The 10,466-nt window shown below is 35.0% G+C and carries 5 protein-coding genes; 3 read left to right on the plus strand and 2 right to left on the minus strand.

All coding sequences use genetic code 11. The features are described from left to right. Nucleotides 1-40: 40 nt before the first annotated feature. On the minus strand, nucleotides 41-214 hold the full coding sequence (locus HHU12_RS31650) for a hypothetical protein (protein ID WP_205960050.1): 174 nt from the start codon (nucleotides 212-214) through the stop codon (nucleotides 41-43). Nucleotides 215-246: 32 nt separating this feature from the next. Beyond that, complete coding sequence (locus HHU12_RS31655) at nucleotides 247-657, minus strand: hypothetical protein (RefSeq protein WP_169660746.1); 411 nt, start codon at nucleotides 655-657, stop codon at nucleotides 247-249. A 382-nt stretch (nucleotides 658-1,039) separates the two neighbouring features. Here HHU12_RS31655 and HHU12_RS31660 point away from each other — a divergent pair, with 382 nt between their 5' ends. From HHU12_RS31660 to HHU12_RS31670, 3 genes are all read left to right on the plus strand, one after another. Then, the gene (locus tag HHU12_RS31660; RefSeq protein WP_169660747.1) at nucleotides 1,040-5,131 is read left to right on the plus strand and encodes a hybrid sensor histidine kinase/response regulator transcription factor; all 4,092 of its coding nucleotides are present in this window, start codon (nucleotides 1,040-1,042) and stop codon (nucleotides 5,129-5,131) included. Nucleotides 5,132-5,385: 254 nt separating this feature from the next. After that, entirely contained in the window at nucleotides 5,386-7,836 is a 2,451-nt protein-coding gene (locus HHU12_RS31665) for a hypothetical protein (protein WP_205960051.1), read from the plus strand. A 293-nt stretch (nucleotides 7,837-8,129) separates the two neighbouring features. Further along, the gene (locus tag HHU12_RS31670) at nucleotides 8,130-10,346 is read left to right on the plus strand and encodes a glycoside hydrolase family 36 protein (protein ID WP_169660749.1); all 2,217 of its coding nucleotides are present in this window, start codon (nucleotides 8,130-8,132) and stop codon (nucleotides 10,344-10,346) included. Nucleotides 10,347-10,466: the final 120 nt, after the last annotated feature.

The raw sequence follows: 10,466 nt of genomic DNA on the forward strand, positions 1-10,466 counted from the left end.
GAAGCTGAATCTCTCAAAAAAAGATAATTATCTTTTCCACTTAGACAGTCCGAACTAGTGGGGTAACTATAACTCTCATCTCTTTTGTAGAATGAACATAAAACTCTGTTTCATCTTCAGCAAATTCACCTTGGTCGCCATAGTGGTATTTTCCATCTGCTTGATGCCCAATTTTTATACCGAAAGAGTAGTAATCAGTGTAGTTATTAAGCATAACAAGTGAGACCATTTCGCAGTAGCTTTTCTTCATTCATCATAAAAAAAATATCCTGGTATATAATCATCACAAAGAACAAGCGTATCTCCATCAATAGCAATAAGTCGGTTTTCCACCTCATGATATTGCTTGTGCAAAATTTCATTCTCTTGATAAGGATGAAAAACAAAAGTATCACCTTCTTTTTTCCATTCACCTTTTACAGCTCCTATATTCTGACTGCACCCAGAATACCAAAATCGAAAACTACCATCATTCAATAAGGTTAAACTCTTTCCACCAAAACCGAAGTCACCACAATAGGAACTAACCACTTTTTTATTCTGAATAGTATTCGTGAGATATAAAAGAATTCCAATAAGAAGGACAACAATAGTCAAAACACTAATCCTATTCGTCTGAAAATTCATCATTCGATTTGCTCTTTTCCTTCTCTTCATATTGTTTTGCTTTTGATAGTCTGCAACTTTAAGACCTATGATAAAATAATAAATCAAAAATTGACTTAAGAAACAAGCCAATATTGTGATATATCTTGATCCTAAAAATGGAAAACTTTATTAAAAATGAGCTAAGGATCTAAACTGTTAATGGTGAAACAGACTGATAACACCATGCACTCTCTTCTTTTTGTGGAAATATTTCTATGCAAAAAGGCTCAAAAACCTACATTAAACGCTGATTTGAGGGGTGATGTAAGATATGAGCAAAAGAAAGATATAAGCAAAGTAGCTTCAAAGGCTTAAAAAATGCAATTTGCTTTCGTTGAATGAAGGTTTGAATTGAGAAGCCTATTTTTTTGTAATAAATGAACAGAAAGAAATGAACAGATATATATTACTTTTTATACTTCTTTGCTTTCATATATCATCATCTGCACAGATCAAGAACACACGATTTGATAGAATTAATGATATACATGGACTAAACCAAAATACAGTTTCGTCTTTACACCAAGATAAATCAGGTTTTATATGGTTGGGCACGCCCAATGGATTATTCCGTTATAATGGAAATGAATTCAAGTCCTTTATACATCAACCGGGTGACGATCATACTTTGTTGAATAGTAGTGTGAATGATATTTTTGAGGATAAAAATGAACATCTGTGGCTGGTTTCAAGTATTGGTTTATCGCTTTATGATTTAAACAAAGAGACATTTTTTATACCTAAAGAGTTTAATAATCAGTTGTCATCTGATGAGAAGATTGTAAAAATTGAGGCCATTAATAAAGAAGAATTATTTCTGCTTACCTCAAAAAAACTATACAAGATAACAGTAGACGAAGAGTATCATTTAACAGTATCTGTTTTACAGACAGTAACACAGTCTCATTTACTTTATAGAGCTTTTTCATTTCACAAAGGAAAATTATATCTATTAGATTATTCTAAGTTGTCGGTGTTTGATATTTCAGAGGGTAATAAGATGAACCCTTTATATGATATCGTTTATCATACGATCAATGATCATACTTTTTCATCGATGGATATCAGTAAGGAAGAAGATAAGCTGTATTTGGCAAATAGATATCATACTATTTTTGAATTTGAACTGAATTGGGAAAAAATCAAACTGGTAGATACGATTGATGTTAAAAAGTTAGTGAATAACCCCTTGGAAGTGCAAACTCATGTCTCCGATATTGATCAGGACCGAAATGGTATTCTTTGGGTGAGTTTATCAGCCAATGGTGTATTGTCTTATGATATTAAGTCAAAGCAATCTTATCATTATCGCAGTTCTGATGAAAAGACGACAATTTCTAGTAATTATGTTAATGATGTACTTTTGGATGCATCTGGACTTTATTGGTTTGGAACTGGACATGGAGCAATAAGCATTCTGAACCCCAATAAGAAACCTTTCCATAACATCTCAAATAATTATTATAGAAAGCAGAGTTTATCTTCAAATTTGGTCAACTCCATTTATATAGATAAAAATGAGAGGTTATGGGTAGGCTTTTTTGATAAAGGGTTAGATATCAGTCAGTCGGAGTACAAATTAGAAGATTCTGAAAAGGTAAGTTTCTTTAACTATTTCTACAATGCTACTGTAAGTATTATTAGAGAAATTGAAGGTGATGTTTATGTCTCTACCTCTACAGGTTTATACAAAGCAAAAGAGGATGGTGAGGACTTTGAATTAGTATATCCTAAGGAGAAAGATCGATTTAAGGGCCTTTATCAAGTAGAACTTATGGAACAGGTGGGAGATAAGATTTTAATTTATGCTTATGGTAAATTGACTTTGATTGATATCAAAACACATGAAGCATTTGAGTTTGATAAAGAAATAAAGAACAAGCACTATTTGCATCAAAATATGGTTATTCAATTGCATTACGATGGAGAAAATGGTGTGTACATTGGAACAAGCCAAGGTGTATTTTATTTGGATCTAACACCCAATAATTATGTTTTGACAAAAGCATATGAGAAGGAAGGTGAAGACTTGAGCAAAAGCAGAATTTTTGTAATGCATCAATCCAAAGAGGATAAAAATACACTTTGGTTGGGGACATTTGGTGATGGTTTGTATAAATGTCATGTGAAGAATGGAAAAATTCTGGATTATGAATTATTTTCTCAGAAAGATGGTATGCCTGACAATGTGGTTTACAGTATTGTCGATGGTACAGATCAGTCACTTTGGGTTTCAACGGATGGAGGAATAGCCAAATTGAATCCTCAAACTAGAGAGGTAAAAATATATAATACGAGTGATGGTTTACTGGCGGATAATTTCAGAAGATCAGCCTTCTATAAAATGGATGACGGTACTATTCTAATGGGAAATTTAAGAGGTATTACAGCTTTTAATCCATTGGATATCAAAGATGATAAAACAGTTCCTCGACCACAGATTCTGAAGTTGAAAATCCGTAATGAAGAGATCAATCCATTGCAGGAGTATGAAGGTTATACCCTGTTAAAAAAGCCGATCTATAAGACTGAATCAATTACTATTCCTTATGATTTGAATCAGATTGCCTTGGAGTTTGGTGCCATGCATTACAATGCAAAAGAAGGTATACGTTTCGCTTACAGAATGTTGGGTGTAGATGAAAATTGGATGGATGCAGGTAAGAATCAGAGTAGTGCCAACTATGTGAGACTGCCAAGTGGTGAGTATACTTTTGAATTGAAAGCGTTTAATAATGATGGAATTGAAAGTACTGAAGTTAAAAGATTGAATATTGTGGTGTTAAAACCTTGGTACAAAACAAACTTTGCTTACTTCATCTATCTACTGATTATTGGTTCCATCATTTTTGGTGTCGCTGTGTATTTGAAGTATTTATTCAGATTGAAGCAGTCGATTTTATCAGAGCAAAAAGACAAGGAGCATATTAGAGAAATCAATGAAGCAAAATTGAAATTCTTTACGAATATCAGTCATGAATTAAGAACACCTTTGACATTGATTTTAAGTCCTTTGGAGAAATTGACTTACGACAAGAAACTTCCACCGGAACTGAAAGAGTTTGTAGAAAATATTAATACAAATGGTCAGCGTTTGTTGAATCTTACCAACTCACTGATTGATTTCAGAAAGATTGGTGAGGGAGAAATGAAAATTTTCCCAGTTTTCCACGATGTGGTACCATTCGTTACTAAAACTGCGGAAGCTTTTAATGATTATGCGAAAGACAAAAATATCACCTATCAGATAGATATCCGTCACGTACCTATCAATGGTTGGATCGACAAAGGAACTATGGAAAGAATTTTATTTAATTTACTTTCTAATGCCTTTAAGTATACTCCAAAAGGAGGAAAAGTGGTTTTCTCGGTAGAAAAGATTGGTGATGAATTACAAATTCAAGTGGCTGATAATGGTGTGGGTATGGATAAAGAGGAGACCGAAAGAATTTTTGACAGGTTCTACAGAGGGGAAAACGAAGAAACAATTTTCGGAAGCAGTGGTATTGGTTTGAATTTAGTACAGCAATTACTGAAACTGCATCATGGAGATATTCATGTAGACACTGCCAAAGGAAGAGGAAGTACTTTTACGGTTAAAATACCACTCTTGCACCCAGAGTTTGATAAGTCGGACCTTGAAAAAGAGACCGTAAAAGAACCAACAGTTATTGTTGATGAAGAAAATAAGAGCCAAGCTCCTAATAAACATACATTATTAATCGTTGATGACAATACAGAAATTTTGAAGTTGATCAAAGACTTGTTCCATGAGGAATACAATGTAATGACCGCTGAAAATGGAATTGAAGGTTTGGAGACGGCATTAAAAACTACTCCAGATGTAATTTTATTGGATGTGAATATGCCTAAAATGAATGGTTATGAATTGGCGGAACGATTAAAAGAAAATGTACAAACCAGTCATGTACCTATTATTTTCCTAACGGCAATGAGTGATTTGGAAAGTAGAAAAAATGCCCTTGAAAAAGGTGGTCAGTTGCATATCGGTAAGCCATTCTCTCCTTACTTGTTAGAGCTTCAAGTCAACAATATCATTAATCAGAAAAATAAGGAAAAAGAGATTCTGAAGAAAAATATCATCATGAGTGCTGATAAAGAACATGTGCTCACCAAAGATGAAAAATTCCTACAGGACATCAAGTCTATCCTTGAAGATAACTATGACAATGATGAATTTACAGTAGAGGAATTATCGATCAAGGTCAACATGTCATACATTCAATTCTATAGAAAATTCAAAGCCGTAACGGGTATTACAGCCAACGAATATTTGAGGGTTTATCGTTTAGAGAAGGCTTCCCACTTATTGAGTAATGATGAGAATATTACCGTTCGTGAAGTGATGTATAATGTTGGGTTTAATAGTCAATCCTATTTCACCAAAGCGTTTAAAAAGGAATATGGTATGACTCCTGCAGAATTCAAAAAGAATAAAAATAGAGAACAGCAGAATGCTTAGGAGTGTAGAATGAAAAATTATGGTTCTTGTTGTGGCTTCATAACCACTATAAAAACTATTTTGTGAACCATAATTCTTCATTCTTAATTCATTAGTAATGAGTAGTGTATAAACCTTTGTCTGTAAAATAAAGACAATATTTTGATAAATAATAAACAATAGAATTCTGTCCGAACCAATAAGTTTGTAGAGAAATGACCAGGTATTGACAGCAATTTTGATGGAAATATCATTACTATTAAATATTACCAAAAATGAAATTATTGAATAACACGATGAAGAATTTCATTATTTTTTTTATTCTATTATTCTCATCTACAAACTTATGCGCTCAGCTACCATTACAGTTATGGGATTTTGCACCTACTAATACAAGGATGTATTTTCCTGAGAAATTGGGAAAGGCACAAGAATTTCATATCCAAACAGATTATCACTTTTTACGCTTCAATTCACATGACCTCAAATTTACACAGTTTAGAAGTGTAGCTCCTTTTGAAAAGAAGCATAAAATGGAGCAGTTAGTAGATAAGGTTGACTTGAATTTAATGACCATGTATTTGGAGTACAACGGGGAGAAATTTAAGGTAATCAGAGGCGAAGGTACGGCAGATTATATGGGTGAATGGGTAGAAGGAGGAAAGTTTTATCAGAGAAGGTTTATTGATGGATTACGTTTAGAAGATGGCCCGCTTTTCGAATTTGGGTTGGAGATTGCTTCATGGGCAGATGCTTTTTCATTTACTTTAACCTATGAGGAAAGTTTTCTTCCTGAAGATGAAATGAAACTATACATTGAATTTGATTTTCCGGAGGAAATGTACAAAGTTTCCAAATCCAGCAGTAATGTAGTCACTGTAGAAGGAAGGCACGAAATGATATGGGAACTCTATTCTGATAATAGTGAGAACTTGGTGAGAAGTAATGGCACACAGGTGGTTATAGAAGGAAACTTGTCACATAAATCACTTTCAGCCTTGTTCAAAGTTCGTCATGCCTTTCAGAGAAATGATGAAGTGATTGTGGTTGTAGCCACAGATAAAAATACACCTTTTGACAGGTTGCAAGCTTATAGAGATATTCAAAAACAGGCTACCGTTGTCAAACTCAGTGGCAATATGGAGCCAAAGTTTGGGATGGAAAGGACGAAGTTGATCCTTCATAATCCATCGGACACAGAGCAGATGGAGCGTTTTATTTTTGAAAAAACAGATCATGTAAAAGATATCACAGGAGGAGCACTGATTTTAAGAGATAAAGATGGCTATCCAACGGGTATTCCAATTCAGATTTCAAAGAATTGGCATAATGACTATTATACTCGATATGAAGGACCTTGGATTAGAGGATATACCATTTTAGCTATTCCGCCTCGCCAAACAGTAGAGTTGGAATTGACAAGAGTCACAGGTTTTTGGGGTAATCTTCCTGCGGTATCACATAGTCAATTGTCTTTGTCTTCTTGGGGGAAGAAACACCCAACAAGCCATCAACTTTGGGAAGAAACAGCAGTGGGTGCCTTTGGAGAAAGTATTTGTTATGAACCTTACGGGGGTTCTACCCAATCAATGATTACAGATGTACGTCCGCTTTTTGTACAGAGTACGAAAGAAAATATTCCTGAACCTTATAAATACAATTGGACTCCTAATGTTGGAGGGGGAGATTTCTTACGATTTTATGGTCTTAAAGGACATTTAAGAAAGATCAAAGAAATAAAGGTAGAGTATAAAAGAAACTGCCCTAATTTGTCGGAAGTGATTTATAAAGGGAAAACAGAAGATGGAGAGGCAGATTACAAATTGACTACTTTTCTGATCCGCTCTAATGATTATTTAAGGGCTTATTATCATGTAGAGTTAGAAGTTAATGAGACGATCGATTTCAACCGTTTGGCCATTGCACAATTTGGATCAGAAACATATGCTTTCAGTCATGAAAATAATTTCGCCTACGGCAATGAAAATGGGGTATTTCTGGATATAGAAAACGAAAGAGAAAAAGAGGGTTATTCTCTCCAAAATATTGATGCTCCTGGTGCGGCACCTTGGGTGAGTATGCATAATGCAGAAAACCAATTACCTGGAAAATATGGAACTTGGGCCAACAGGGGTTTGGTGTTGAGAGAATGGAAATCGATTATTGATGGTAAACTAATAGATCCTCAGTTTTCAACTTATGTTCACTTCAGTAAAAAAATCAATAAGAATGTAACATTGGTTGAACTGAATCTTCCAGCACATATTAGGTCATTGCACAAAGGAGATAAGATTGATGCGGTGATAGAATTGTGTGTGTTGCCTAATGAAGCGGATAGTTATTATGGAGATAATCAGGTCTTCAAAGAATTTATAAAAAAAGAAGCCAATACTTGGAAACCAATGTACAGAGAAGCTTATCAGAATACATTACAGGTCAATCTTAAAAAAGGAAAGTTGGTAAGAAGAACGCCATTGATGATTGAAGCTGAAAATGATGAAGTGGTGGTGGACCTGTCCAATGGATTGGGTTATGTACCCATCACAATTTCAGGTATTTCAAATTATAAAGACTTTAAAGCAATTATTACCAGAAACGGAGATTTTATAAATTTAAGAGAACAAGAAAAGTTTGGTAATGATTATTGGCAAACAGATTTTGATACGGAATCAAGAACATGGCAAGTGACGTATTCTATTCCAATGGATGTAAAAATAGAACCTTAGAATGAAGGATGTAGAATGAAGAATTAAGGTGGTTTGTAGTGTTATCTCTTATTAAAAAAAATGATGCTATCATGATATAAACTACAACACGAACCATTTCATTTTTCATCCTTAATTCTATATTCAAAAGATGTTTTTAAATCACAAAAGGCCGACAAAAAGATCCTTATCAAGAAATGTAAGCTAAGAGCAAAGAATGAAAATATAGAACAATTAAAATTGCAGTGTGACAACTGTATAAGGGCATGTTTGAAATATGCTCTAAAGAATCAATTTTTTAAATTTTGGATGAAATGAAAAAAATAAAATTAGGACTGATCTTACTTTTAAGTTTGACTCCTGTGTTTTCAACATTCGCACAGCAGGAAATTCAAAAGTTATTTAGATCATCAACGTGTGTGTTTGATGTAGAAGGTGCTGGAACTATCAGAATTGGTATGGCACATACGCCTCAAACGGGAAGTATAGAGGTGACTACAGTAGATACTCCTTATGGCAAGGCAGAACAAACAAAGTCATATTATGAGAAAGATAACTTTGGTTATGAGCTTCATGTCAAGAAACTACAAGATATTGATGCTTATACAATTCAAGCTTTTTTCCACAATAAAAGTGATAAAAATACAAAACTAAGAGCTTTTGATTTATTCAGTATGGATCAAAGTTTTGGTGGACAAGTAGATTTATCAAAACCTGAAGAATGGTTAGTGACTCCTTTAATGGCTCATGATCATGCGGAGACGGTAGCTGTAATGGATAAGCGTTTTAAAGAAGTAGGTTTATTTTATAATACTACAAATGATAAGTCTTTCTTATTAGGTCCGGTTGGTCCGGCTGATGCGCACTGTAATATTCATGTGACGAAGAAAAAAATCCGTGCTATTGTACGTATGGATGACGTATTAGTAGAGCCAGGTGAGGTGAGAAGAAGTGAGGAAATGATCTTCATTAAAGAAGATAAAGATAAAAACATTGATGTTTGGACAAAGTGGGTTGCAATTACGCACAAAGCGAAACTTGACAGAGATCCAGTATACGGATGGTGTAGCTGGTATGATAGAACAACGAAGATTGATGAGGAACATGTAATGAACGTGTTGAAGACCATCGAAGAAAATCCTAACACTTTCGGTAAAGGTATTGTTCAAATCGACGATGGTTACCAAAAAATGGATGGTGATTGGTCTGCGAATGAGAAATTCCCATCGGGTATGGCGGCCGTTGCTAAGAAAGTAAGAGCGGCAGGTGGTACTCCAGGTGTTTGGTTCGCTCCATTGATGATCAATCCAGAGCACCCTTGGGCAAAAGCAAATCCAGAAGCTTTACAGAAGAACGCAAAAGGTATTGAGTCATTCATGAACCCGAACCCATTCCACCCATCAGGTGCGAAGTGGTTGAACCCAACAAATGAAAAAGCGAAGAAATTCTTATTCAACATCATCAAAGATGCGAAAGATAGAGGATACGGTTATATCAAAATTGACTTCAATGGTATCGGTGCTGTTTATGATGATCCGAAGTTAACAAGATTACAAACATTCAGACAGTTATACACGCTTTATAGAGAAGCAGCGGGTGATGACATGTATATCTTATCTTGTTTAGGACAACCAACAAGAGGTGTAATTGGTTTTATCGATGCGGCAAGAGTAGGTCCTGATTCTCACCCTGCACACTTCAGTCACTGTTTAGAGTCCGTGTTGAGATTCCAGATCTTCCATAAAGTATGGTGGAACAATGACGCTGACGTATCTTACTTAGATTACAAATTACCTTCACGTAAAGTAGGTCATACACCTCAGCAAGGTATGTGGCACACATGGCACAACTCAGTTGCATTGACAGGTGGTACTGCCATGATTTCTGAGCCAATCGATAAAGATGATGTAAAAGCTGTTTGGAGAAACTACGAAATCATGCGTCCAGGTGTGATCGAAGAAACAAAATTAGTGACATTAGGTGAGTCACCTGACAATACGGTTTTCGGTTTCAATGCAGAAAGAGAATTTGGCAACTTCGGTGTTTACAACCTTTACAATGTTGACAAAGAGAAATCAAATGATGTAACGATCGACTTTGCGAAAGCAGGTCTTCCAACAGATACAAAATGTGCAGTATATGACTTCTGGAAAAACGAAGTAGTGGGCTATACAACCAACACATATACAGCAAAGGATTTATATTCAAACTCATCACAGTTTGTAAGATTTACGCCAATCACAGATGACAAGCCAAAAGTATTAGGTTCAAATCTTCACTTGTCAATGGGTGCAAACGAAATCAAAAACTTAGTAGTAAAAGGCAGCAACATCAAAGTAGAAATGAGTGATGCTGGTGCTCAAGAAGGTGATATTATCTTCTTCTCTAAGAAAGGAATTCAGGCAGGGAATGCCAAAAATTGTAAGATTAAGAACGTAGAAAGTCTTGGTGACAATTTATGGAGAGTAACCCTTTCAGAAAGAAAGTGGGATACAAAACAATCATTCTCGCTGAAATTAGTAGTAATGTAATTATCATTTCAGTAAAATATAAAGCATAGATTCACATGAGTCTATGCTTTTTTTGTTTGCCCTGCATGCAAACTATCCCGACAGCTTGAAAGAAAGCTGTTTCGCCCCTCGGAGGGAAGA

Source organism: Flammeovirga aprica JL-4 (genome assembly GCF_012844305.1).
GTDB classification, from domain to species: domain Bacteria; phylum Bacteroidota; class Bacteroidia; order Cytophagales; family Flammeovirgaceae; genus Flammeovirga; species Flammeovirga aprica.